24 protein-coding genes are annotated in these 25013 nt (G+C 61.8%); 13 read left to right on the forward strand and 11 right to left on the reverse strand.

Translation table 11 applies throughout. The features are described 5' to 3' along the window. Nucleotides 1-56: 56 nt before the first annotated feature. Nucleotides 57-1385: an NAD(P)/FAD-dependent oxidoreductase gene (locus QDY28_RS12040; RefSeq protein WP_331381900.1), complete on the forward strand. Its 1329-nt coding sequence runs from the start codon at nt 57-59 to the stop codon at nt 1383-1385. A 96-nt stretch (nt 1386-1481) separates the two neighbouring features. On the opposite strand, the gene QDY28_RS12045 is transcribed toward QDY28_RS12040, so the two are convergent. From QDY28_RS12045 to msrA, 4 genes are all read right to left on the reverse strand, one after another. Continuing rightward, entirely contained in the window at nt 1482-2198 is a 717-nt protein-coding gene (locus QDY28_RS12045) for a Bax inhibitor-1/YccA family protein (RefSeq protein WP_104824422.1), read from the reverse strand. Nucleotides 2199-2221: 23 nt separating this feature from the next. Beyond that, nucleotides 2222-2992 (reverse strand): anti-sigma factor family protein, encoded by a 771-nt coding sequence (locus QDY28_RS12050; protein ID WP_331381901.1) that lies wholly within the window; start codon nt 2990-2992, stop codon nt 2222-2224. Continuing rightward, entirely contained in the window at nt 2979-3518 is a 540-nt protein-coding gene (locus tag QDY28_RS12055; RefSeq protein WP_331381902.1) for a sigma-70 family RNA polymerase sigma factor, read from the reverse strand. Before QDY28_RS12055 ends, QDY28_RS12050 begins: the two co-directional genes overlap by 14 nt. Nucleotides 3519-3625: 107 nt before the next feature. Continuing rightward, complete coding sequence (gene msrA, locus QDY28_RS12060; protein ID WP_331381903.1) at nt 3626-4378, reverse strand: peptide-methionine (S)-S-oxide reductase MsrA; 753 nt, start codon at nt 4376-4378, stop codon at nt 3626-3628. A 203-nt stretch (nt 4379-4581) separates the two neighbouring features. On the opposite strand from msrA, the gene QDY28_RS12065 reads away from it, so the two are divergent. Next, nucleotides 4582-5364: an SDR family oxidoreductase gene (locus QDY28_RS12065; protein WP_331381904.1), complete on the forward strand. Its 783-nt coding sequence runs from the start codon at nt 4582-4584 to the stop codon at nt 5362-5364. A gap of 16 nt (nt 5365-5380) precedes the next feature. Here QDY28_RS12065 and QDY28_RS12070 read toward each other — a convergent pair whose 3' ends face one another. Next, nucleotides 5381-5590, reverse strand: coding sequence for a SlyX family protein (locus QDY28_RS12070; RefSeq protein WP_331381905.1), 210 nt, complete (start codon nt 5588-5590; stop codon nt 5381-5383). Nucleotides 5591-5825: 235 nt separating this feature from the next. On the opposite strand from QDY28_RS12070, the gene QDY28_RS12075 reads away from it, so the two are divergent. Genes QDY28_RS12075 through QDY28_RS12095 form a run of 5 tightly spaced genes read left to right on the forward strand, consistent with a single transcriptional unit; the run spans nt 5826 to nt 10869 of the window. Beyond that, on the forward strand, nt 5826-6662 hold the full coding sequence (locus tag QDY28_RS12075; RefSeq protein ID WP_331381906.1) for a metallophosphoesterase family protein: 837 nt from the start codon (nt 5826-5828) through the stop codon (nt 6660-6662). After that, the gene (locus QDY28_RS12080; RefSeq protein WP_331381907.1) at nt 6659-7822 is read left to right on the forward strand and encodes an ABC transporter ATP-binding protein; all 1164 of its coding nucleotides are present in this window, start codon (nt 6659-6661) and stop codon (nt 7820-7822) included. The genes QDY28_RS12075 and QDY28_RS12080 overlap by 4 nt, the downstream gene beginning before the upstream one ends. Beyond that, complete coding sequence (locus QDY28_RS12085; protein WP_331381908.1) at nt 7815-8738, forward strand: carbohydrate ABC transporter permease; 924 nt, start codon at nt 7815-7817, stop codon at nt 8736-8738. The genes QDY28_RS12080 and QDY28_RS12085 overlap by 8 nt, the downstream gene beginning before the upstream one ends. Continuing rightward, the gene (locus tag QDY28_RS12090) at nt 8735-9571 is read left to right on the forward strand and encodes a carbohydrate ABC transporter permease (RefSeq protein WP_331381909.1); all 837 of its coding nucleotides are present in this window, start codon (nt 8735-8737) and stop codon (nt 9569-9571) included. Before QDY28_RS12085 ends, QDY28_RS12090 begins: the two co-directional genes overlap by 4 nt. 32 nt (nt 9572-9603) lie before the next feature. Beyond that, entirely contained in the window at nt 9604-10869 is a 1266-nt protein-coding gene (locus tag QDY28_RS12095) for an ABC transporter substrate-binding protein (RefSeq protein ID WP_331381910.1), read from the forward strand. 71 nt (nt 10870-10940) lie between these two features. Here the strand turns inward: QDY28_RS12095 and QDY28_RS12100 are convergent, their stop codons facing one another. Further along, nucleotides 10941-11924, reverse strand: a complete 984-nt coding sequence (locus tag QDY28_RS12100) for a substrate-binding domain-containing protein (RefSeq protein WP_331381911.1) — start codon at nt 11922-11924, stop codon at nt 10941-10943. A gap of 114 nt (nt 11925-12038) precedes the next feature. Further along, nucleotides 12039-12941, reverse strand: a complete 903-nt coding sequence (locus QDY28_RS12105) for a LysR family transcriptional regulator (protein ID WP_331381912.1) — start codon at nt 12939-12941, stop codon at nt 12039-12041. Nucleotides 12942-13078: 137 nt separating this feature from the next. On the opposite strand from QDY28_RS12105, the gene QDY28_RS12110 reads away from it, so the two are divergent. From QDY28_RS12110 to QDY28_RS12120, 3 genes are all read left to right on the forward strand, one after another. After that, entirely contained in the window at nt 13079-14251 is a 1173-nt protein-coding gene (locus QDY28_RS12110; protein ID WP_331381913.1) for an HlyD family secretion protein, read from the forward strand. A gap of 111 nt (nt 14252-14362) precedes the next feature. Further along, nucleotides 14363-15979, forward strand: a complete 1617-nt coding sequence (locus tag QDY28_RS12115) for an MDR family MFS transporter (protein ID WP_331381914.1) — start codon at nt 14363-14365, stop codon at nt 15977-15979. 113 nt (nt 15980-16092) lie between these two features. After that, nucleotides 16093-17322, forward strand: a complete 1230-nt coding sequence (locus tag QDY28_RS12120) for an adenylate/guanylate cyclase domain-containing protein (RefSeq protein ID WP_331381915.1) — start codon at nt 16093-16095, stop codon at nt 17320-17322. 37 nt (nt 17323-17359) lie between these two features. Here the strand turns inward: QDY28_RS12120 and QDY28_RS12125 are convergent, their stop codons facing one another. Further along, a complete protein-coding gene (locus tag QDY28_RS12125) occupies nt 17360-18304 on the reverse strand; it encodes a GlxA family transcriptional regulator (protein WP_331381916.1) in 945 nt (314 codons plus the stop codon). A gap of 125 nt (nt 18305-18429) precedes the next feature. On the opposite strand from QDY28_RS12125, the gene QDY28_RS12130 reads away from it, so the two are divergent. Together QDY28_RS12130 and QDY28_RS12135 are read left to right on the forward strand one after the other, a co-directional pair. Next, nucleotides 18430-19227: an SDR family NAD(P)-dependent oxidoreductase gene (locus QDY28_RS12130; protein ID WP_331381917.1), complete on the forward strand. Its 798-nt coding sequence runs from the start codon at nt 18430-18432 to the stop codon at nt 19225-19227. A 221-nt stretch (nt 19228-19448) separates the two neighbouring features. Beyond that, nucleotides 19449-20369, forward strand: coding sequence for an AraC family transcriptional regulator (locus QDY28_RS12135; RefSeq protein ID WP_331381918.1), 921 nt, complete (start codon nt 19449-19451; stop codon nt 20367-20369). A 275-nt stretch (nt 20370-20644) separates the two neighbouring features. Here the strand turns inward: QDY28_RS12135 and QDY28_RS12140 are convergent, their stop codons facing one another. The 3 genes from QDY28_RS12140 to QDY28_RS12150 form a co-directional block, all read right to left on the reverse strand. Next, a complete protein-coding gene (locus QDY28_RS12140; protein WP_331381919.1) occupies nt 20645-22231 on the reverse strand; it encodes an aldehyde dehydrogenase (NADP(+)) in 1587 nt (528 codons plus the stop codon). Nucleotides 22232-22390: 159 nt separating this feature from the next. Continuing rightward, the gene (locus QDY28_RS12145; protein ID WP_331381920.1) at nt 22391-23167 is read right to left on the reverse strand and encodes an SDR family oxidoreductase; all 777 of its coding nucleotides are present in this window, start codon (nt 23165-23167) and stop codon (nt 22391-22393) included. A 28-nt stretch (nt 23168-23195) separates the two neighbouring features. After that, the gene (locus QDY28_RS12150) at nt 23196-24089 is read right to left on the reverse strand and encodes an aldose 1-epimerase (protein ID WP_331381921.1); all 894 of its coding nucleotides are present in this window, start codon (nt 24087-24089) and stop codon (nt 23196-23198) included. Nucleotides 24090-24274: 185 nt separating this feature from the next. Between QDY28_RS12150 and QDY28_RS12155 the strand changes: the two genes are divergently transcribed. Beyond that, nucleotides 24275-25000 carry a FadR/GntR family transcriptional regulator gene (locus tag QDY28_RS12155; RefSeq protein WP_331381952.1) on the forward strand — a complete coding sequence of 242 codons (726 nt, stop codon included), beginning with the start codon at nt 24275-24277 and terminating at the stop codon, nt 24998-25000. Nucleotides 25001-25013 lie beyond the last annotated feature (13 nt).

Genomic DNA, 25013 nt, shown 5'->3' on the forward strand with positions numbered 1-25013 from the left:
CAGTCGCAGCGCCCCCTCTCCCCGCATTGGCGGGGAGAGGGTGGGGGTGAGGGGCCATGCACACAGCCTCCTCACCGGCGAACAAGCCTGACCATCCAGAACAACCACTCTCCCTCTGGCACGCCACCAGCCGCAACCGCAAAGACCGCCCTCGTCTCGAAACCGAACTCGATGCCGACATCGCCATTATCGGCGGCGGCTTCTCTGGCCTGTCGACCGCACTCCATGCCGCAGAAAAGGGACTTTCGGTCGTTGTGCTCGAGGCCGAAATCATTGCCTGGGGGGCGAGCGGCCGCAATGCCGGTTTCGTCGTGCCGAACTTCGCCAAGATGGATCCGGACAATGTCATCGCTCATCTCGGCCCCGAACGTGGCGAGCGCCTGATCCAGATGGCCGCCGGCAGCGCCGATCTGGTCTTCGATCTAATCCGGCGCCACCATATTGATTGCGACGCGCAACAGAGCGGTTGGATCCAACCTGCCCATTCGCCCGCCGCCTTCGAGAAGGCTAGATCTCGCGCCGAACAATGGGCTGAGCGCGGACGCCCGGCCGTGATCCTCGATGGGCAGGCGGTCCGGGACATGACTGGCGCGAATGACTATTTCGGCGGCTGGATGGACAAGTCCGGCGGGGTGCTGAACCCGGTCAGCTATGCCCGAGGCCTCGCGATCGCGGCCGAAGCGGCGGGCGCTCGCATCTTCGAACATTCACCTGTTCGCGCGATCGAGCGGACGGCCGATGGCTGGGTGCTTGTGACCCCAAGCGGAAAAGTGCGGGCCGGCAAAATCCTGATCGCCACAAACGCCTATGGCGGCCATCTCGATCCTATACTGGCGCGCACCTACTTCCCGCTGAAAGTTTTCCAGATCGCCACCGAACCGCTGCCGATATCTGCCCGGAAGCGTCTGTTGCCGGGCGGCCAATGCGTTTCCGATACGCGGCGCAATCTCTTCACCTTCCGCTTCGATGCCGAAAACCGGCTGCTCACCGGCGGCATGCATGTCGTCGGCCCCGGTGCGGATGAACGGGTGCCCCGCGCCATCCACACTCGCCTTGCCCGTCATCTGAATATCAGGCATATCCCACCGCTCGCCTATAGCTGGTCGGGCATCGCCGCCGTCGAGCCGGATTTTCTGCCGCATCTGGTGGATCTCGGTCCGGACCTGATAGCGGGTTTTGCCTGCAATGGCCGCGGCATAGCGATGACGACGGTCATGGGCCGAGTACTCGCCGATTGGGCCGCCGGCTCTGACCCGCGCGATCTGCCGATCCCCTTCGCGCCGCCCGCACCGATCCCGTTCCACGGGCTGCTCAAGCACGCGCCGAACATGCTGCTCCCATGGAGCATGCTGCGCGACCGGCTGGATGAGCGCGCCGCTTCCTGATCCCCAAAAAAGTTGCGCCTGCGGTATCGGCGCAGATACCGCAGGCGCGTCATGCGTCCCTTTACACCCCCAGGGGGACGCAATCTTTTGTCAGTGTTACTCCCGCTCGCCGGTGAAATTCAGCAGGAGCTGGAAGATATTGACGAAGTTCAGATAGAGCGACAGCGCACCGAAGACGGCCAGCTTCTGCGACGACTCCTGATCGTAGTTTTCGGCATACTGTTCCTTGATGTTCTGCGTGTCCCAGGCGGTCAGGCCGACGAAGACGACGATGCCGATGACCGAGATCGCGAACTGCAACGCGCTCGAACCCAGGAAGATATTGACGACGCTGGCGATGATCACACCGAACAGGCCCATCATCAGGAACGAGCCGATATTGGAAAGATCACGTTTGGTCGTGTAGCCGTAAAGGCTGGTCGCGCCGAACATCGTTGCGGCAATGAAGAAGGTCCGCGCGATACTGGTGCCGGTGAACACCAGGAAGATCGAAGCGAGCGACAGGCCCATGACAGCGCAGAAGGCCCAGAACATCGTCTGCGCTGTGCTTGCCGACATCGATTGGATGCGGAACGAGAAGAACAGCACGAAGGCAAGCGGCGCCAGCATGACGACCCACTTCAAGGGCGTCTGGAAGATCGGGACATAGAGCGCCGGCGTCGTGCCGACGATCAGCGCGACGATGCCGGTCACGACAAGGCCGATACCCATGTAATTATAGACGCGCAGCATATGCTTGCGCAGGCCTTCGTCGAAGAGCGCCTGCGAGCCGGCGGCGGCTCCATAGCCGTATCGCGGATTGGTCGGGTTCATGGTCGTTCTCCTTTGATTCAAAACTAATACAGACTGCGGGCCAGCTTTTCGGCCTCGCCATCGAGTTCGGCCGCCTTGCCGCCGCCGATCAGTGCGTAAGCGACCTCGCCGATCTGCCAATAGGCAGCCTGAACATCGTCACGCTTGACATGGCTGACCTTCTGGACACCGAAATTGCCCGGACGGACGGCAAACAGCGACAATTGACCGCCTTGGCCGGCGTCGATCGTCATTTCAACGCTCGGGCCGAAATCGGACGGATAGATCTGGGTATCGGTGACGCGCCAGCCTTGCGGCAGTTCCGGCAGGACGATCGCCGTCGATGCGCGGATTTCGTCCGGATTGTAGGCCGCATGCGCCGGCTGCGACGTCATTGCGCCGCGCAAGACTGTCGCCTGATAGGCCCGCACCGCATCGTCGACGAAAGCCGGTGCCGGAACGGAGGCGTTGACTTCGCTCGCGCTAAAGGCGCCGAACGATGTATGCGCGACCCAGCCGGCTCCCATCAGCATCGCGACGGCGGCAACCCGCTGGAACGAGCTCAGCACCCGGCCATAAGACAGCCCGCGCTCCAGCCGCCGTGCGGCTTCGCGGGTTTCGGCTTTCACCGCCAGTCCTTCGCAGGCGAGCGCCATACGCAGCTCGCCGCGGATACTCATGTCGGCCATGACCTTGGCGGCGATCGCGGGATGTTCCGAGAGATAGGATTCCACCTCGACTCGCCGCGCGACCGTCAGCTCACCGTCGACATAGGCATCGAGATCGGCGTCGATGACGGGATCAATTGTTTTCATTGCCGCCTCCTTCGATGAGCCGAAGATGCGAAACCGCAGGTGAAGTATTCTCGAAATTTCTCAGGCTGGCGCGGGCGCGGGCAATGCGCGACATCAACGTGCCGACGGGAATGCCGAGCGCGGACGCTGCCTCTTGGTAAGAAAGATCCTCGATCGCCACGAGGTGCAGCGCTTCGCGCTGTTCCTCCGGCAGGTTGAAGAAGGCATTGCGAACCTGTTTCAGACGCACGGCATGATCCTGCGAGGCAGGCAGAGCCTGGTCGAATTCGACGGCAGCCTCTTCATGGCGGCGATTGAGCGAGCGCTTCTGGCGCAGCCGGTCGATATGAGCATTGTGCAGGATCGAGAGCAGCCAGGTGCGCAGGTTCGCGCCGCGCCGGAAAGAGGATTTTCGCTCATAGGCCTTGACCAGCGCATCATGCACCAGGTCTTCCGCTTCATCCGCATTGCGCACGAGCGAACGGGCATATCGTCTCAGCGAACCGAGCTGCCCCAAAACATCGAATGTCCGTCCTTTGCGTTCCATACCCCAATATACGGAAGCCAGGCCGATCCTATTCCATCGACCGGCAAATATTTTTGCCGGCCTTGTATTATCATGGGAGTCTTCCGCTCAGGTGGCAGCGGTCTTTCTCAATTCGCCGAGGCGCTCGCTTCGACCAAAACCGGATCGGCGCGATAGTCTTTCGGGAAAATGCGCTGCAGATTTTTGATCTTCGGCAGGTCGTTGATGACGATGTAGGGATAGTTCGGGTGGGTCGTCAGGAAATCCTGATGATAAGCCTCGGCCGCGTAGAATTGCCGGGCCGGCTCGATCTTGGTGACGACGGCACCGTCGAACACCTTGGCGCGATTGAGCTGGTCGATATAGGCCTTGGCGACGCTGGCCTGCTCGGCATTGGTCGGGAAGATTGCCGAACGATACTGCGTGCCGCTGTCCGGCCCCTGATAGTTGAGCTCCGTCGGATCATGGGCGACGGAGAAGTAGATTTGCAGGAGATGCCCGTAGCTGATCTTGTGCGGATCGAAGACGATGCGCACGGATTCGGCATGGCCGGTATCGCCGGTGCTCACCATTTCATAATGAGCCGCGTCCTTGTTGCCGCCGGCATAACCGGACGTAGCGCTGATGACGCCGTTGACATGCTGGAACACGCCCTGCACGCCCCAGAAGCAACCGCCAGCGAGAACGGCGGTCTCGTTACCGCCGGAACCCGGCTTTTCATCCACGGCCGGCGTCGGAATGACGCGAGCGTCTTCCGCCGAAGCACTGCTGATGAATTGGAAGGCAACGCCGGCTAGCAAGACCGCACCGGCTGCAAAGGCCACCGGACGGGCAACACGCGGCAAGCGCCTGCGGATCGTATCTGTCGATGCACCGTTCATGATGATCTCCTTTCGGCAGAGATTATAAAATCTATCGTCGCCAGGGGATACGGGAGGAAGGGCCATTTTGTTACGCACGGGCGCGTGAAACACCGAAACGTGATGATGCGCCACCGCCTGAATCCCTGCCGAACGGATTGAAGCGTGGGAACGATCATGAGGATCGCAAGTTAGCTGTCGGCAGCAGCCTAGGGGAGAATGGAATGGAACTATCTGGAAAAGTGGCGCTGATCACCGGGGCAACGTCGGGCATCGGCCGGGCGTCGGCCTTTCGGCTGGCTTCGAAAGGCGCTTCCATCGGCGTCCTCGGCCACAGCAGGAACGATGTCGACGACACCGTCACCGCCCTTATTGCGGCCGGCGGCAAAGCTTTGGGCCTGATGGCCGATGTCGCGGACGAAGCGGCCATGAAAACCGCACTCGATAGGCTGACCGCTCATTTCGGCCGGCTCGATATCGTGCTCGCCAATGCCGGCATCAACGGCGTCTGGGCGCCGATCGACGATCTGAAGCCTGCGGAATGGGACCGAACGATCGCCGTCAATCTACGCGGCACTTATCTGACGCTGCATTACGCTGTACCGCATATGAAGAAGCAAGGGGCCGGCTCCATCGTGATCGTCTCGTCGATCAACGGCACGCGCACCTTCACCAATGCGGGCGCAACCGCTTATAGCGCCACAAAGGCGGCGCAGATCGCCGTTGTCCAGCAGCTTGCGCTGGAACTCGCCAAACACCGCATCCGCGTCAATGCCGTCTGTCCCGGCGGAGTCGTTACTCACATTTCCGAAAGCACGGTCAAGCGCAATCAGCAAGAAGCTGCCGTTCCCATCGTTTGGCCGGAAGGCAGTGTTCCCTTGAACAATGGCCAGCCCGGCAGCGCCGAAGATATCGCGGAAACCATCTTGTTTCTTGCCTCCGAACGCGCCCGTCACATCACTGGCACATCGATCTTTATCGACGGCGGTCAGGGCCTGTTGACCTAGCTGGCAAGGGTACCGCTCAATAATGCGGCGGCTTGGTGATGGCCGGTGCGTCCAGCGTCTGTTCTTCCAGCGTCAGGAAGCGCTCGGTCAGCCGGTCAAGCTTCTGACGCGTCTGCTCGATCACTTTCCATTGCTCCGCCACCTGATCGGACAGTTCCTCGATCGTCTTTGCCTGATAGGCCACCTGCTCTTCGAGTGCGGTGATAAGGCTTTGTTCGTCTGACATTTCTGTTTCCCTTCGGCTGCGATCTATAGCATCCCAAAAGCAGCCGTATAGCGTTTCAATCTGACATATGGTGGGCGCCGGCGTCATTTGACGGTGATGTGACAAAACTGAAAAACAGATGAAAAGACCCGTTACCTAACTGACATCAGGGCCTTCTAAAGAGAGCGCGGAGACGCGCCGGTTTGAAGACAATCCTTTGCTGGCGCACCCCTTCTGAAGACTTCGGAGACGCGCCTTGAAGATCATCCAGATCACCGACACCCATTTGAGCCCCAGCAAGCCGCATTTCAACGGCAATTGGGAGCCGCTGGCGAAATGGATCGAGGCGACCGGCGCCGATCTCATCGTTCACACAGGCGATCTCAGTGTCGATGGCGCCGACAAGGACGAAGATCTGATCTTTTCCATGGAAATGATGCGGCAGGTTTCCATGCCGATGCTGATCGTCCCCGGCAACCACGATGTCGGCCACCTGCCCGGCTCCTATCAGCCTGTCAATGCCGAACGCCTGGAGCGCTGGCGCCGCCTCGTCGGCCCGGATTATTGGGCAAAGGATGTCGGCAACTGGCGGCTGATCGGCCTCAACAGCCTGTTGATGGGTGTCGAGGACAGCGAGGAGCAGAAGCAGTTCGACTGGCTGCAGGATAAGCTCGAAAGCCGTGGCGACCGCCGCGTTGCCCTCTTCGCGCATAAGCCGCTGTTCGTCGATGCGCCCGATGAAGGCGATACCGGCTACTGGAGCGTGCGCCCGGCGCAACGGCGCCGGCTCTACGATCTGATCTCGGCCCATGACGTCGCCCTGTTCGGCAGCGGCCACCTGCATTGGACCTGGGAAGGCCGCCTCAACGGCACGAACCTTGTATGGGCACCGCCCGGCGCCTTCATCCTCGACAAGATGGAACGTGAAATGCCCGGCGAGCGCCTGATCGGCGCCGCAATCCACGAGCTTGGCGAAAGCGTATCGACCGAGCTCGTCGCGGTCCCGGGCATGACCGCTTACTTCCTCGATGACGTCGTCATGGAAGTCTATCCGCAGGCCGCCCCGAAGGCACAGAAGGAGCCGACCGAATGAGCGCACTCTCGCTTCGCGGCATCGCCAAATCCTTCGGCGGCAACGCCATCCTCAAGGGCGTCAATCTCGACGTCCAGCCCGGCGAATTCATCGCCCTCGTCGGCCCCTCCGGCTGCGGCAAAAGCACGCTGCTGCGCATTCTCGCCGGTCTCGACCATGCCGATAGCGGCGAGATCATCCTTGGCGGCAGCGATGTCTCCGGTGTTGCCGCGGCGGACCGCAACATCGCCATGGTCTTCCAATCCTACGCGCTCTATCCGCACCTGACGGCCTCGGAAAACATCGCCGTGCCGCTCGCCATGCGCCGCCTGACGCGCGCGCAGCGCCTGCCCTTCATCGGCGCGCTGATCCCTGGCCAGCGCGCAACCCGCTCCGGCATCATCCGCGATGTCCGCGAAATGGCGACATCGCTGAAGATCGACCACCTGCTCGATCGCAAGCCCGGCCAGATGTCCGGCGGCCAGCGTCAGCGCGTGGCGCTCGCCCGCGCCATGGTGCGCCGCCCCAGCGTCTTTCTCATGGACGAGCCACTCTCCAATCTCGACGCCAACCTGCGCGTCCATGCCCGCGGCGAGATCGTCGATCTGCATCGCCGCGCCGGTGTGCCCACGGTCTACGTCACCCACGATCAGGCCGAGGCGCTGTCGATGGCCGACCGCGTCGCCGTGATGATCGGCGGGCAACTGCTGCAGCTCGCCTCTCCGCAGACGATCTATGACGATCCGGCCCATGTGGAAGTCGCCTGCTTCGTCGGCCAGCCGCGCATCAACCTGCTGCCGGCGCTCGCCGAAAACGGCATCGTTGCCTTCGGCGGCATCCGCCTTGCGCTGGAAGACGGCAACGTTGCCGGCAGCAACGTTACGCTCGGCATCCGCCCGGAATTCGTGCGCCTCACCCAAGAGCGTCAGGATGCGCTCGCCGCCCATATCGAACGCCTGGAATTCCTCGGCTCCGAAGTCATCCTCTACGCCAAGCTCGACGCCATCGGCGAGACCATGGTCGTCAAGCTCGCTCCGGCCGAAGTCGCCGGCCTTTCCGCCGGGATGGCCGTTGCACTGACCTTGACGGCTGAACAGGCGATGGTCTTCGCCGAAGATGGCCGCCGCCTGCGCGCGAGGTCCACGACCGTCGACGCCACCCGGGAGAAGGCGCATGGCTAGCATTGCCGCCACGTCCCTGCCCACGCAGTCGGTAGCGGCACGCGAGCGCAGCGAAGCGCGCACCGCCCTGCTGCTGGCGTTGCCCGCCATCGTCCTGATCGTGATCTTCATTCTCCTGCCGATCGTCGCCGTCGTCTTCCTCGGCTTCACCGATTTCCAGCTTGGCGACAAAAGCTTCCGCTTCGTCGCCTTCGAGAATTTCGCGCATCTGCTCCGCGACCGCGCCTTCACGAAATCGCTCTGGAATACGGCGGTCTATACAGCCATCGTCGCGCCCGTCTCGATCGTGCTCGGCCTTGGCGTCGCGCTGCTGATCGAGAGCGAAGGCATCGGCCGCAGCTTTTTCCGCACAGCCTACTTTCTGCCCGTCGCCTCGCTGATCGTTGCGATGGCGACCGTCTGGCAATATCTCTTTCACCCGACCATCGGCCCGATCAACGCGCTGCTCGCCGAGATCGGCCTGCGCGGGCCGAACTGGCTCGGCTCCTCGGCGACTGCGCTCTACAGCCTGTCGATCATCGGCGTCTGGCAGTCGGTCGGCTTCAACATGGTGCTGTTTCTCGCCGGCCTCACCGCCATCCCGCGCGAACTCTATGCGGCCGCCGAAGTTGACGGCGCGAAATCGGCCTGGGACCGCTTCTGGCTCGTCACCTGGCCAATGCTCGGACCGACGACGCTGTTCGTTACGACCATCAGCATCATCAACGCCGTCAAGGTCTTCGATACCGTCAAGACGCTGACCGATGGCGGCCCGAACCATGCCTCGGAAGTGCTGCTCTTCACCATCTATCAGGAAGGTTTTGTCTATCTCCGGGTCGGCTATGCCTCAGCGATGACGACTGTTTTCCTCGCCATTCTCGTGGTGCTGACCTTCCTGCAATATCGCGTCCAAGACCGGCAGGTGCATTACACATGACCTCCACAGGCTTCACCCCCGGCCGCATCCTGCGCCTCTCTCTGCTGATCCTCGGCTCGCTCATCTTCCTCGCGCCCTATATCTTCATGATCTCGACCGCCGGCAAGGCGCAGGACGATATCTTCACCTCCGCCCTGAAGCTCATCCCGACGCACCTCTTCTACGTCGAGAACATCACGCATGCGCTGAACAAGGTGCCGATGGGCACGCTGCTGCTCAACGGCGTACTCGTTTGCGGGCTGATCTTCTTCTTCCAGGTGCTGATCGCCATCCCCTGCGCCTACGCAATGGCGAAGCTGAAATTTCCGGCGGCGCGCACGATGATGGTGCTGGTCATGCTCGGGCTGCTGATCCCGATCCACGCGACCGCACTGCCGCTCTATGTCGGTTTCAACAGCCTGTCGCTGCTGAACAGCTATACCGCCCTGGTCGCGCCCTTCTCGATCTCGGTCTTTGCGATCTTCATGTTCCTGCAGTTCTTCCGCGCCATGCCGGACGATCTGATCCATGCCGCCCGGCTCGACGGCATGTCGGAACTCGGCATCGTTGCCCGCGTCATCGTGCCGAATGCCTGGCCGGCCGTCACGGCCTTCGCGATCTTCTCGGTCGTCGCGCACTGGAACGACCTCTACTGGCCGCTGATCGTCATCAGCAAGCAGGATTACGCCACACCGCCGCTGGGCCTCATGTATTTCCGCGCCGCCGAAGCCGGCGACGACTACGGCGCGCTCATGGCGGCAACCCTGATCATCACCCTTCCCCTCGTCGCGGCATTCCTTCTCGCACAGAAGCGTTTCGTCGAGGGCATCACCATGACCGGTCTCAAAGGCTGACCGGTTCGAAATTCGACAACGGAGAACGAGCGATGAAGCATATCACCCAGATTCTCGCCGCCGCGGCCATTTCGATGGTCGTGTCGGTCCCGGCCTACGCCGAAACCACCCTGACCGTTCACTATCCCATGCCCGGCTTCTTCAAGAACGTGATGGACACGATCTCGAAGAAGTTCATGGAAGAAAATCCCGACATCAAGATCCAGTTCGCCGCGCCTTCGGCCACCTATGAGGAAGGTATCCAAACCATCCTGCGCCAGGCCGGCACGAGCGAAATGCCCGATGTCACCTTCATCGGCCTCAACCGCCTGCGCATGATGGACGAGCGCAACGTCGCCGTCGATCTCGGCCCCCTCGTCAAGAAAGAGGGCAACATGGCCGAGCAGGGCTTCTCGGACACGATCCTGAAGCTCGCCCAGGTCAAGGGCAAGCAGGTCGGCCTCGCCTTCGCGACGTCGAACCCGATCATGTACTACAACGCCGATCTGGTGAAGGCTGCCGGCGGCGATCCGGACAACCCGCCGAAGACCTGGGATGAAGTCATTGCGCTCGCCGGCAAGATCAAGGCGCTCGGCAACGGCGTCGACGGCATGGACTTCCGCTGGCAGGGCGACGACTGGATGTTCTCCGCCCTCCTCTTCGGCGCCGGCGGCAAGATGCTGAGCGACGATGAAACCAAGGTCGCCTTCAATGGTCCCGAAGGTCAGAAGGCCGTCGATCTGATCGAGCGCTTCGTCAAGGAAGGTGGCATGCCGGTCTTCACCAAGCCTGCCGGCGAACAGGCCTTCGCTGCCGGCAAGGTCGGCTTCGAATTCCAGACCACCGGTGCTCTCGTCAACACCATCAAGAATGTCGGCACCAAGTTCGACCTGCGCACTGCCAAGATCCCGCTGATCGACCCGGTCAACGGCCGCCTGCCGACCGGCGGCAACGCCGTCGTCATCCTGACTCATGATCCGGTCAAGGAAGAAGCTGCCTGGAAGTTCGCCAAGTTCGCCGCCGGCCCTTATGGCGCGTCCGTCGTCGTTCCCGGCACCGGCTATGTTCCGAACAATGAACTCGCTGCCAAGTCTCCCGAATATCTCGGCGACTTCTACAAGAAGAACCCGCTGTTCCAGGCAGGCCTCAGCCAGATGTCGGTCATGATCCCTTGGTATGCCTTCCCGGGCGCCAATGGCGTCAAGTTCACGCAGACCATCGTCGACAATCTGTCGCGCATCGTCGACGGTTCGGCCACGCCGAAGGAAGCGCTTGACGACGCCGCCTCCGACGTCGAAGGCATGCTGCCGCGTAGCTGATATTGAATTGATCCGCAAAAGCCGCGCCGCTTCTCTTCGGAGAGGCGGCGTTTTCATTTGTTGAGGCTGCATCACGACTGAATGGTCAGATCACGCACTGTTCCGCCGGGTCGCAGCCGATAGGCCACGGTCAGATGGCGCGGCGGCGCGGCGTTTTCCGCCATATCGAGCAGCAGCGAGGCGGCAGCCGCTCCCATCGTTCCGTCCGGAATTTCGACCGTCGTCAGGGAAACCTCCCCTAGAAAGCCGAGAGATATCCCGTCGAAGCCGGCGACCGACATGTCGCGCGGGATCGAAAGACCCTGACGGCGAAGAGCCCCCATGACACCGAGCGCCAGCAGATCGTTGGAGGCGATGATCGCCGTCGGGCCAAACCGCGACACCGCATCGGAAAGATCGAGCTGTTCCAGGCTGTTCACAAAGGAAATTTCCAGGACGTCGAAAGGCTGCTGCCGCGCCGCTTCCATCGCTCTGACATAGCCGAGATAACGCAGTTTCGCCCGATCCGATGCCTGAAAATGGCCTGATATGAACAGAATGCGGCGATGCCCTCTCTGCAGGAGATGTTCAGTCAGATCCCGCCCCGCACCGAAATTATCGGTCGCAACGGCGGCGGTGAAGCGGGGCGTCGGCGGATTGCCGAGCAGCACGGTCGGCGGCAGCGCGGATGACAGGACAAGGCTGCGTTCGGGATCGCAGAGCGTGAGGATGAGGCCGGTCGGCTGCTGCTGGAGCAGCGAGGCGACTGCGTCCGCCTCCTGGGCAGGATCATAGTTCGATTGCGCGATCAGCACGCTATGCCCGGCATGCAGCGCCCTGTTCTGGATGCTGGAAAGCGATGCCGCAAAGACGGGATTGGTGATGCTCGGAATGAGCACGCCAATTGCCGGCCTGCCGTTGCCGCTGCGGCTACCCGCCCGATAGCCGATCTCGGCTGCGGCACGGCGCACGCGGCGCACCATCTCGTCGCTCACCGGGCCGTTGCGATTCAGCACCCGGCTGGCCGTCGCAACCGAGCAGCCGGCACGGAAGGCAACCTGCTGGAGCGTCGACATGATCTCATGCACCTCCGGCTTCAGGTCCGGCAGCAGCGAAAATATATCGAGCCACAGGAGTGGCCGGCTATTTATCCGAGGTCCATGACAGTTATTTGAAGATTTCTTGTCACCTCAACTCATCCATTTTCGATGCTCGATGAAGCGCTCTGCGACAAGATCGATGAAAATCCGTGTTTTCGTCGGCAGATAGGTACGGTTGGGATAGATGGCGTTGATCGAAAACTCCGCCGGCTTGTAGTCCGGAAGCATCCGCACCAATGCCCCGGAAGCCAGATCGTCCATGATCAGAAAGCTGGGAGCTAGGAATACGCCCTGCCCGTTCTGCGCCATATAGCGCAGGGTCTCGGCACTGGTCGTCATGATATTGCCGCCGACCTTCACATTAACCTGTTCTTCGGTCTCGGTGAAAAAACGCCAGTCGTCGCCATAGGGATAATAGGAATAGCGCAGGCAATTGTGGCTTGCGAGATCGGCTGGCTCGGTCACGGCGGGATGTGTCTGGAGATAGTCCGGCGAGCAGACGAGCACGTGCCGCCAAGGCGTCAGTCGCCTTGCCACCAGGCTGGAATCGGGCGGCATGGTCGTGCGGATGGCAAGATCGTAACCTTCCTCGATCAGATCGATCATCCTTTCGCCGATGCTCAAGTCGATTGTCACGGAAGGGTAGAGGCTCAGATACTCGCTGATGACGGGCGACAGGAAGCGGGTGATATGCGTGCTCGTATAGAGTTTCAGCGTGCCGCGGGGCGTCGAGGTCGCAGCGCCCGCAGCGCTGTCGGCCTCCTCCAGATCGGCAAGAATCTGGCTCGACCGCTCGTAATAAAGCTTGCCGGTTTCGGTAAGACTGACCTTGCGCGTGGTGCGGTTCAGCAGTCGCACGCCGAGCCGATCCTCCAATGATTGTATATGGTTGCCGACCATGGTGACCGACATGTTGAGGCGCCTCGCGGCTGCCGAAAACCCGCCGCATTCCACCACGCGCCCAAACACCTGGAGGCTCGTCAGCCTGTCCATATTAATTCCTCGATTATCCGCTCTGAGTTGATGATCCTTCCCGATTTAAGCACATTATCACGCGACGCGTCAGGGAGCATTCTCCAGCCAACGAAACACCGACCTTGGCACAGAGGTCGAGAGCATGGAGAAAGACAATGGTCGAACTGCCGCGCAAGGAACAGTTCCAGACTGTCCTGGAAGCAGATGTCAAAACCCCCGCCGTCGCTGAGGCTCCGGCTACTGGAATCCCTGCCGCCGAAAATCGGAAAGCCAAGTCGGGCCGCAAGATCGTCAAGCGTATGATCCTTGCCGCTGCATTGCTGGCGGGCGCCGCTTTCGTCGGCGACTATGGCCATCATTACTGGACGACCGGCCGCTTCATCGAATCGACCGATGACGCCTATGTGAAGGCCGACTACACCACCATTGCTCCGAAGATTTCCGGCTACATCGCCGAGGTGCTGGTCAACGACAACGACCACGTCAAGGCCGGTCAGGTGCTCGCCCGCGTCGACGACCGCGACTATCGTTCAGCCCTCACCCAGGCCCAGGCCGATGTCAAAGCCTCCGAGGCCGCCATTACCAATCTCGACGCGCAGATCGCCCTGCAGCAATCCGTCATCGATCAGGCCAAGGCAACCATCGTTGCCTCGCAGGCCTCGCTGACCTTTGCCGAAGCCGACTCACAGCGCTCGCAGAACCTGATCCGCAATGGCGCCGGCACGACCCAGCGCGCCGAGCAGAGCCAATCGGCACGCGATCAGGCCGCCGCCAACCTTCAGCGCGATCAGGCAGCACTCGTCGCCGAACAGAAGAAGATCGCGGTCCTTCAGACCCAGCATGACCAGGCCGTTGCCCAACGCGATCGCAGCGCTGCCGCCGCCCATCAGGCCGAACTCAATCTTTCCTACACCGAAATCGTCGCTCCCGTGGACGGCACCGTCGGCGCCCGCACGCTGCGCGTCGGACAGTTCGTCACCGCGGGCACGCAGTTGATGGCTGTCGTTCCGCTGCATGCGGTCTATGTCGTCGCCAACTTCAAGGAAACGCAACTCACCTATGTCCGCCCCGGCCAGCCGGTGGAGATCAAGGTCGACAGCTTCCCGGATGCTGCCATCAAGGGCCACGTCGACAGCGTATCGCCAGCAAGCGGCCTCGAATTCTCGCTGCTACCCCCGGACAACGCCACCGGCAACTTCACCAAGATCGTCCAGCGCATTCCGGTCAAGATCACGTTCGACGATGCGAGCCTTGCAGGCCTGCTCCGCTCTGGCATGTCGGTCGAACCCGAGATCGACACCAAGGCCGCTGTCGAGGGCCAGCATTGATGCATGAGGGATTATCCATCCAGACTGGATGATCCTTCCCTTTCTTCCTCGATTATCACTCGGCCCCTCCCGTGAGACTGTCTCTTTCAAAGAGAGCCAGAGGAGAATGTCATGGCTACGCTTCAGATCGCCGCAAATAGCAATTCCTCCGTAAAGCCCGCGCCCGCTGCCGGCGGCGCGGCCACCATGAGCCCGCTGAAGATGTGGACTGCCGTCATCGGCTCCACCCTCGGCGCCTTCATGGCCGTGCTGAACATCCAGATCGTCAACGCCTCGCTCGCCGACATCCAGGGCGCGATCGGCGCCGGCACCGACGACGGCGGCTGGATTTCGACCTCTTACCTGATCGCCGAGATCGTCGTCATTCCCCTGACCGGCTGGCTTGCCCGCGTCTTCTCGCTGCGCACCTATCTCTTAGCCAATGCCATTCTGTTCCTGGTCTTCTCGGTTGCCTGCGCCTTCGCCGCCAATTTGCAGCAGATGATCATCCTGCGCGCCATTCAGGGTTTCTCCGGCGGCGTGCTGATCCCGATGGCCTTTACCATCATCATCACGCTGCTGCCCAAGGCCAAGCAGCCGATCGGCCTTGCCCTTTTCGCGCTATCGGCCACCTTTGCACCGGCCATCGGCCCGACCATCGGCGGCTACCTCACCGAGAATTGGGGCTGGGAATATATCTTCTACGTCAACCTGGTTCCCGGCGCGATCATGGTCGGCATGCTCTGGGCTTCGCTCGACCGCGCGCCGATGAATCTCGGTCTGCTCGCAAAGGGCGACTGGCCCGGCATCATCACCATGGCGATCGGCCTCGCCTCGCTGCAGACAGTGCTCGAAGAAGGCAACAAGGAGGACTGGTTCGGCTCGCCCTTCATCGTCCGCCTGTCTGTTATCGCCGCCGTCTCGCTGAGCCTTTTTCTGATTATCGAGCTGCGCACCGCCCATCCGCTCCTGAACCTGCGCCTGCTGGTGCGCCGCAATTTCGGCTTCGGCATCCTCGCAAACTTCCTGCTTGGCATCGCGCTCTATGGCTCGGTCTTCATCCTGCCGATCTATCTGACCCGCATCCAGGGCTATAATTCCGAGCAGATCGGCATGGTGCTCGCCTGGACAGGTATCCCGCAGCTCCTGTTGATCCCGCTGGTTCCGCGCCTGATGAAGCGTCTCGACCTGCGCATCATGATCGTCGTCGGCTTCGCCCTCTTCGCCGCCTCTAACTTCATGAACATCTACATGACGGCGGACTACGCCAGCGATCAACTCTTCTGGCCGAACATCGTCCGCGCCGTCGGCCAGGCGCTCGTCTTCACGCCGCTGTCGGCCATCGCCACCTCGGGCATCGAAAAGGAAAATGCCGGTTCTGCCTCGTCGCTCTTCAACATGATGCGCAATCTCGGCGGCGCCGTCGGCATCGCCATGCTGCAGACCTTCGCCCAGAAGCGCGAACAGTTCCATTCGAACATCCTGACGGATTCAGTCACGGTTTTCGACGAAGCCACCCGCGCCCGCATCGCACGACTGACCACCTATTTCATGAACCACGGTGTCTCGGACGTTGCCACTGCCCAGCACAAGGCCATCGTCGCCGTCGCGCTGCGCCTGCGGCAACAGGCCAATATCATGGCCTATAGCGACACCTTCTACCTACTCGGCGTCGCGCTCGTCGCCGCGCTCATCGCCAGCCTATTGCTGAAGAAACCCGGCCACATCGAAGGCGGCGGCGCGCATTAGCGGTTTTCCGTCCGGAATTGCGGAAAAACAAAAAAATAGAGCGGGAAAGCGATTCCGCGAACCGCAGGACCGCTCTAGGCGCCGCTCCCTCCCTCGCCCCCGGAGATACGATCATGACCACCGTCAAAACCCGCCAGGCTGCAGCTTCATTGTCTGATCTTCTCGACAACGAACATCCCGTCTCCGAGCGCGCCGCCATCAGCCCGGCCGCCATTCTCGCCCTCATCGAATGGCTTTCGGGCGACGAGGCCCACGCGCTCGATGAGGCCGGCCTGACCTTCGGCCTTGGCCGCCGTCTGAGAAGCCTCGGCCTTCCGGTCGACCGGCTGAGCCTGCATCTCATGACCCTGCATCCGGAAATCCTCGGCCGCTCCGTCGCCTGGTCGCCGAACGAACCGGTACAGATCCGCGACCGCGAGCACGGGGCTATTACCCAGACCTTCCTTCACAGCGCATTATGGAAGGCCATGAACACCCGCGATATCGTCATTGCCGGCCGGGATGATGATGGCGATCAATGGCAACAGCTCGACACATTTGCCGGTCGTGATCTGGTGGAGTTGATGATCGTGCCGCTCTGCAACGCCGACGGTCCCGTCAGCGCCGCCTCCTTCGCCACCAAACGTCCCGGCGGCTTCACACCCCCGGAACGGCAAGTGATCCAACGCATCATGCCGTCGCTGCGCAATGCCTGCGAACTGCGGACGCTACGCCAGGTCGAGCTCAGCCTGCTCGACATCTATATCGGTCCAATGACGGCACAGCGCATCCTCGCCGGCCATATCCGCAAGGGTGAGATCGAGACGATGGAGGCAGCACTCATGCTCTGCGATCTCCGCGGCTTCACCGAGCTTTCCAATCGCCTGCCCGGCGAGCGCGTGCTGGAGCTCTTGAACGTCTATTTCGACGCCGTCGTGCCGGCAATCGCTCGCGAAGGCGGCGAAGTCCTGAAATTCATGGGCGATGCTGTTCTCGCCGTCTTTCCCGGCTACGACGCAACCCGCTCCAGCGATGCCGCGCTCGCCGCCGCCAAAGCCATCCTCGCTCGCCTTGAAACACTGCATTTCCCCGATGCCCGGCTGCAGGCCGGCATCGCTTTGCACTATGGCGAGGTCAGCTACGGCAATATCGGCTCCGGCCGCCGCCTGGACTTCACCGTCATCGGCCCCGACGTCAATCTCGTCAGCCGGATACAGGGCGTGTGCAGCGATAGCGGCAAGCCACTGCTGATGTCGCAGGATCTTGCGACGATGCTGAGCCATCAACAGGGCATCTCGATCGGTAGCCGATCGCTCAAGGGATTTGACGAAGAAATCGAGCTGTTTGTGCCAACTGTCGCCTGACAGCTATCCCCGCACCAAAACGGGATAACCCCTCATTTCAAACGGCATGCTCCCGCTGCGCATTCCGCCGGATCGCCTGTGGCGGCTGCCCGAAGGCCCGCAGGAAGGCGCGGCGCATGCGTTCGCGGTCGGCAAAACCAGTTTCCTGCGCCACCACGTCAATGGAGTGCCGCCCCTCCTCCATCATCAGCCGCGCCGCTTCGACGCGCAGGTTTTCCACCGCCTTGGCCGGCGACTGACCCGTCTCCGAGCGGAAAGTCCGGCTGAATTGCCGCGGGCTCAAATGTGCGGCTTCGGCAAGCTGTTCCACCGACAGCGGCGTGTGCAGATTGCGTTTGGCATAGGCAAGCGCGCTCTGGATCCGGTCCGATTTCGGCTCGAGCTCCAGAAGCGCCGAAAACTGCGACTGGCCGCCCGCCCGGCGGTGATAGACGACGAGTTTCTTCGCGACCGCGCGCGCCAGATCGATGCCGTGATCCTTCTCCACCATCGCCAAGGCCAGATCGACGCCCGCGGTCATGCCGGCAGAAGTCCAGATCGAGCCGTCGATGATGAAAATGCGATCCTCCTCCATCTTGATCTTGGGAAATCGCGTCTGGATATCGCGGGCAACGATCCAATGCGTCGTCGCCCGCCGTCCGTCGAGCAGGCCTGCATGGGCGAGGAAATAGGCGCCAGTGCAGATGGAGGCGAGGCGACGCGAATGCGTCAATGCCTCTTGCATGAACCGCCGTTCCCCTGCTGACGGCACGGCTTCGTGCGGCGCGCCGCTGACGATCAGCGTGTCAAATGCCGGATCGTCAAACGCCTGAGTTTCCACCGCCAGACCGAGCGAACTCATGATTTTGCCGCCGGTCTCGGAGAGATAGAGCGTCTCATAGATCGGCTCCTTTACTTCGAGATTGGCGAATTCGAACACCGACGCGGCGGCAAGGCTCATCACCTGAAAGCCAGGAAACAAAAGAAAGGCGATGCGTTGCATGGCCGAAATCTCCACTATGTCCTAAAAGGTGGTGTATCTGACATTTGAGACATGAGCAAGCCGGACTATAAATTCTGTCAAGCGAACGGCGGATGCCGCCGTTCCGAAACCGAAGGAGAAAGACAATGTCCAGCGAACACAAAGGCACCGCCCTCGTTACCGGCGCATCCACCGGCATCGGCGCCCTCTACGCTCATCGCCTCGCAAAGCGCGGCTACGACCTGATCCTGGTTGCCCGCAATCGCGACCGCCTCACGACGCTTGCCGGGCGCCTCACGGCCGAAACCGGCCGCACGATCGAAGTCATTGCGGCCGACCTTAACGAAAAGGCCGATCTTGCCCGCATCGAAGAAACCTTGCGCAACGACGCCAGCATCACCCTGCTGGTCAACAACGCCGGCGTCGGCGGCACCGCACCCCTGCTGGCCTCCGACATCGACAAGATGGAAGGGATGATCGACCTCAACGTCACGGCTTTGACACGGCTGACCTATGCCGCCGTGCCCGGCTTCGTCGCCCGCGGCGCCGGCGCCATCATCAACATCGCCTCTATCGTGGCCGTGGCGCCGGAAATCCTCAACGGCGTCTATGGCGGCAGCAAGGCCTTCGTGCTTGCCTTCAGCCAATCGCTGAAACACGAACTCGCCGACAAGAACATCAAGGTCCAGGTGGTTCTGCCGGGCGCCACCGCCACGGATTTCTGGGGCATCGCCGGCACGCCGGTCGAGCATCTGCCGAATGAAATCGTCATGTCCGCCGAAGATCTGGTGGATTCTGCGCTTGCCGGCTTCGACCAAGGCGAATTTGCGACCGTGCCTGCTCTTCCCGATATTGGCCAGTGGAATAGCTACGAAAGCGCTCGCCAGGCCATGATGCCCAACCTGTCGCGCACCAAACCGGCGGAACGCTACAAGACTATTTAAGCCGCTGAAAAGGCGTGCCTTGTAAAATCAAACGCGTCAGCGTTCCCCCGTGTGAGGCGCTGGCGCAAGCAGTATATTAGCAATAGTAGATTTATATCATATTTGGACTGCGTTTGCTGCTTTCGCGCTGTACTATCTAGGATAGTGTCCCAAAAATTGGTAATCGTGACCTGCATCGGTCTCGTTGGGGCCGGCTGTTGTGAGGCTGGGGCGTAGCAACGATGCATCATGGTGCGGGGTCCGAAGACTATTTCAGGCTGAGCACGCCAGCGTCTGCGCTGGAAGCCGTCCTATGCAAAAATAGAATTGTCCTGGACTGTCCCGAGACGGCTGCGGGCCGTGCCGGTGAAGCCGGCTTCGTGCTGGGCCTGCAGCGTCAGGAGCCTGCGCTGGACCGGATAAAGCTCGGCGAATATTTCGTTCCCGTCATTCCCTTTCCGCAAGGTACGATCGGGCTTGCCAGCCTGATCCTCGATCCGCCCGGCAATTTGCGCCGCAAGGAAACGACGAATCTCTATCTGTCGCGCCGGACCTTCGACCAGATCGCCGACGCGCTTGGCACCGAGCGCATCATCGAACTTCCCCTCGCGCCTGGCATCGCCACCGGCGACACCGTGATCGAAAATCTGTTTTCCTGCCTGATCCCGGCCCTAGAGCAGCCGGACCGCGTGAACACATTGTTCGTCGATCACGTCGGCAAGGCTTTCAACGCCCATATTGCCCAGCGCTACGGCCGCATGCAGATGGCGCGATCCAACGTGATCGGCGGCCTGACGCCCTGGCAGTTGCGCCGCGCCCGCGACACGATCAATGCCCGATTGGATCAGGACGTGTCCCTGGCGCAGCTTGCCAGCGACTGCGGCCTTTCCACCAGCCATTTCGCCCGCGCCTTCGCGCGCAGCACTGGCATTCCGCCGCATCGCTGGGTGATGCAACGCCGCGTCGATCGCGCCAAGGAGCTGATGCGGGCGGGAATGCCGCTGGCCGAAATCGCGCTGATGTGTGGGTTTTCGGATCAAAGCCACCTGACCCGCGTCTTTTCGCATTCCGTCGGCCTCACGCCGGGGCGATGGCGGGAATCACAGCTATCGGCCGCTTTCGATATCGCACCGATTACATTGAGAGAGGCCGATCCGTGCTGAGGCACCTTTCCTCTTTGGGAGAAGGTAGCCCTTCGACAAGTCAGGATGGCGGATGAGGGCGCGGCGCGAAAGCGCCGCACCGTTATTTACAAGAGAGCATTGCCTTTAACGCCTCCTCTCCCCGATGGCGCGAGGGACGACCTCTGTACCCGCGCCTGAGCAATCGATTGGAAGGAAGGCTGTGACGGCGTCTTTCACCTTCTCCCCGTCAGAACGGGGAGAAGGTGGCCGCCCTTGGACAAGCTCAGGAGGCCGGATGAGGGGCTCCTCGGCGCTCAGTTGCCCCCGCGCACGCCATCCAGCAGATGCGGCAGCGACTTGACGCCGTCGTCGCGAAGCTCGACCGGCAACAGCCCTTCTGGCAGGTCCTGATAGGAGACCGGCCGCAGGAAGCGGCGGATGGCGAGCGTGCCGACGGAGGTCGTGCGGCTGTCCGATGTCGCCGGGAACGGGCCACCATGCACCATGGCATGGCTGACTTCGACGCCGGTCGGCCAGCCATTGGCAAGGATGCGGCCGACTTTACGCTCCAGCACCGGCAGCAGCTTGGCGGCAACGGCATAGTCGCCCGCTTCGATCTGCAGCGTGGCGGTGAGCTGACCTTCGAGCTTTTCCGCGACCGCGATCATCTGCTCGATATCCTTGCAGCGCACCAGAAGGCTTGCCGCGCCGAAAACTTCGTGACCCAGGCGCTCGTCGGCCAAGAAGGGCTCGACATCCGTCTCGAAGAAAATGCCGGGGCTGCGATTGACGCCTTCGGCCGGTGCACCGTGCGCGACGGTCTTGACCGCCTCATGTTCTGCGAGTGCCGCAACGCCCTTGTCGAAGGCGGCGTGAATGCCCGGCGTAAGCATCGGTGCCGGCGCGCGGCCGATCAGGGCATTGCTGGCAGCTTGGACGAAGCGGTCGAGATCGGGGCTCTCGATCGCGAAAAGCAGGCCTGGATTGGTGCAGAACTGGCCGGCGCCAAGTGTCAGGGATTCGATGAAGCCCGTGCCGATCGCTTCGGCCCGCGCCGCAAGCGCTGCCGGGAAAAGGAAGACAGGGTTGACGCTGCTCATTTCCGCATAAACCGGGATAGGCTCCGGCCGGGCCGCCGCGATGGCACCGAGCGCTAGCCCGCCGCCCCGCGAGCCCGTGAAGCCAACCGCCTTGATATGCGGATTGCGCACCAGCGCAGCACCGGTCTCGTTGGCGCCGGTCAGGAGCGAGAAGGTGCCTTCCGGCAGGCCGCAGGCAACGACGGCGGCGCGGATGGCGCGGCCGACCAGTTCACCGGTGCCCGGATGGGCAAGATGGCCCTTGACGACAACCGGGCAGCCGGCCGCCAGCGCCGAAGCGGTATCACCACCGGCAACCGAAAAGGCGAGCGGGAAGTTGCTGGCGCCGAAGACAGCGACGGGGCCAAGCGGAATCTGGCGCAGGCGCAGATCCGGGCGCGGCAGCGGCTTGCGCTCCGGCAGCGCCGGATCGACACGCAGATCGAGCCATTCGCCGGAGCGAACAACCTGCGCGAACAGCCGGAGCTGACCGACAGTACGGGCGCGCTCGCCCTGCAGGCGGGCGACGGGCAGGCCGGTTTCTTCGGTTGCACGCTCGATCAGCGCATCGCCGATCTCCATGATGTTGGTCGCGATCGTCTCCAGGAAGGTCGCGCGAGCCTCGGGGCTGGTGGCGCGATAGATATCGAACGCCTTGCCCGCCAGCTCACAGGCGCGGGCGACATCCGCCTCGCTGGCGATTGCGAACGCTGGTTCCAGGTTCGCGCCGGTCGCCGGGTTGATGGCGCGCACGGATTTATTGTCGCCGGTCGAATCCGCGCCGATCAGCAGATCGCCGCTAATCACAAAAGACTGTGTCATGGGTATTCCTTGATGATGCCAGGGCGCCGGGAGTTGCGCCCCTCAGAAGCAGATAGCAAGACGAAATGACAGATGTAAGATGATAATCGTCATCTAAATATCAAGCCTTATCCGGGTAGATAAGGCGGCTGCGACCTTAAGCACCGCAATCTCTCCAAATCAAGGATGCTGCTGCACGCTTAAGCCACCGTCGATGGTCAGGCAGGCAGCATTCATGAAGGGGCACTCGTCGGAAATCATGAAGACGGCGGCGAGCGCGATCTCTTCCGGCGTCGCGATCCGCCCACCCGGATGCAGCCGCATCGTCTCCGCCTTGGCAGCTTCGGGATCGGCAAAGCTGTTCCAATAGTCGATAACCTTCTGCGTTGCGACATAGCCCGGCGCCAGCGCGTTCACCCTAACACCCTTGGCCGCATATTCGAGCCCCAGCGATTTCGTCATGCCGAGAAGGGCATGTTTGGCGAGCGGATAGGGAAAAGTATGTGGGATGATAGTGAAGGCATGGGTGGAGGCAATGTTGAGGATCGCGCCGCCGCCCTCGGCAATAATGCCGGGCAGCACTGCCTTGCTGCAATTCCACGCACCTTTGAGATTGATGTCGAAACAGCGTTGCCACTCCTCGTCCGTCGTCGCCAGCGGCTCGGAGAAAACGTTAACGCCGGCATTGTTGATCAGCGCGTTGAGTTGACCAATCTCCCTCCCCGCCTGCATCACCAAAGCCTCAATCCCTGCGGCGTTGGTTATGTCAGCGGCCGCATAACCGAGCACCGCACCCGCCGCCTTCAACGCTTCCGCCTCGCGGGCCAACAATGCGCCGTCCATATCGATGAGAAACAGGCTTGCGCCTTCGGCAGCACAGGCTTTCGCGATCGCCAGACCGATGCCCTGTGCGGCGCCGGTGATCAGGATACGCTTACCCGAAAGACGGTTGCTCATGAGGATTCCTTTCTTGACCTGAAAGCCGCTAGGCGATCGTTTCCGGGCGCAATTGCAGGCTGACCATCATCGCCTCGCCGGGCTCCAGCACGGTGAGATCGCCGAGGTCCGGCAGGTTATGGCCGTTTGCCAGATGCGACATCGGTTCGAAACAGAAATAGTCGCGCTGGAAACCCGGATCGAAGCCGCCATCCGAAATGAAAATGAAATAGTGCTTGAGCCGCTCACCCGCCGTCAGACGCAGCCGTACATCGTGCTCGGGCCAGGCGATCTCCGCGTGGCCATTCCACCCTTCGAAGCCGTTGTTGACCCAGCGATGCGGCAATCCGCGCGCCGTCGCGAAATCCAGGTCATCGGGAATGTCAGCCGCCTCCCCCGGCAGCCAGCCCTCCACTTCCGTCCAGAACCGCCGTGCCGGCGCCTTGAGGGTCGTCGCCGGTGTCAGGGGGAAGTAGGGATGCCAACCCAGGCCGAAAGGAAGCGCCTCCCGTCCGAGGTTCGTGACTTGAAGCGACATGTAGAAGCGATCGTCATGAATGGCGAAGCGCTGCCGGGCCTCATAGGCGTAGGGCGCACCTTCGCCTTCATGTGAGAAGCCGAATTCCGCCTCGCTGCGGCTTTGGCTCAGAACCGTCCATTCGGATTGCCAGCCCTCTCCATGCAGATAGTGAGGGTCCCAATCCGTATTGGGTTTTAGGACATAATCCCTGCCGCGGAAACTAAAGCGGTTGCCCTTCACCCTGTTGCCGAAGGGAGCGAGCGGGTAGCAAGCGGAGGCGAGCGCATCGATGTCATCGGATCGCGTTTCGCGCAGCAACGGCAGACGAATGCCGCTCCTCTCCCACCAGAAGCCGAGCACGGTACCGCCGCGCGTGGAAAGTCGCGCGGTCAAGCCGCTGCCCGTGAGCTCCACCACCGTCATCTCCAGCCGCTATCCTCCGCGTGCATCGGTGAATTCGTCTCGGACGGTAGTTTTCATCATATTTATTGTCAACATAGGTAGTATTTATGTATTCTCCGCACGGGATCGCCGCGCTTGGTGATCGCGAAGGAAACCGGAGAAACGGCGTGGGCAGCGGCAAAACGCGGGAAAAATTGACCACGGCGATGCCGGGTCTTTCGGAGGGCGGCAAGCGCAGCGTGCGCGAAGCATTGCTGCAACGCTTCATCGACAAGATTATTTCCGGAGAAATGGCGGAGGGGTCGACGCTGCCGAATGAGGCGGAACTGACCGAGCAATTCGGCGTCAGCCGCACCAGTCTGCGCGAAGCCATGCAATATTTATCAGCCCTCGGCATGATCCGTTCGCGCACCCGAGCCGGCACCACCGTTCTGCCGCGAGAGAACTGGAACTATCTCGATCCGCTCGTGCTCGACGCCACCCTGCGGCTCGGCAATGACGAGCGTTTTCACGCCTCGCTGATCGAAGCCCGTCAATTGTTGGAACCGGCCGCCGCGGCCCAGGCAGCCGCCAATGCCAATGCTCGCCATCTCTTCCGCATATCGAAAGCCTTCGAGGAGATGGTGGAGGCCAATGCCCGCGACAGCGAGGCCTGGAGCCGGGCGGATCTCGAATTTCACACCGCGATCATCCGCGCCAGCGGCAACTGGGTCTATCTGCAATTCGCCACCGCCATTCGCGCCGCATTGCTCGCCAGCTTCCGCCTGACCAACCGCGCCAGTCCGTCGCATGAGCAGGCGATCGCCATGCACCAGGATGTCTTGGAAGCCATCCGCATGCGCCGCCCGGACGACGCCCGCAGCGCCATGGAGCGCCTGATCGGCGTTGCCCGCGACGAGATTTCGGATGCGCTAAGGAAAGCCCGGACTTAAGCGTATGGTGTTG

This window comes from Rhizobium sp. BR 362, from assembly GCF_036528765.1.
Lineage (GTDB): Bacteria > Pseudomonadota > Alphaproteobacteria > Rhizobiales > Rhizobiaceae > Rhizobium.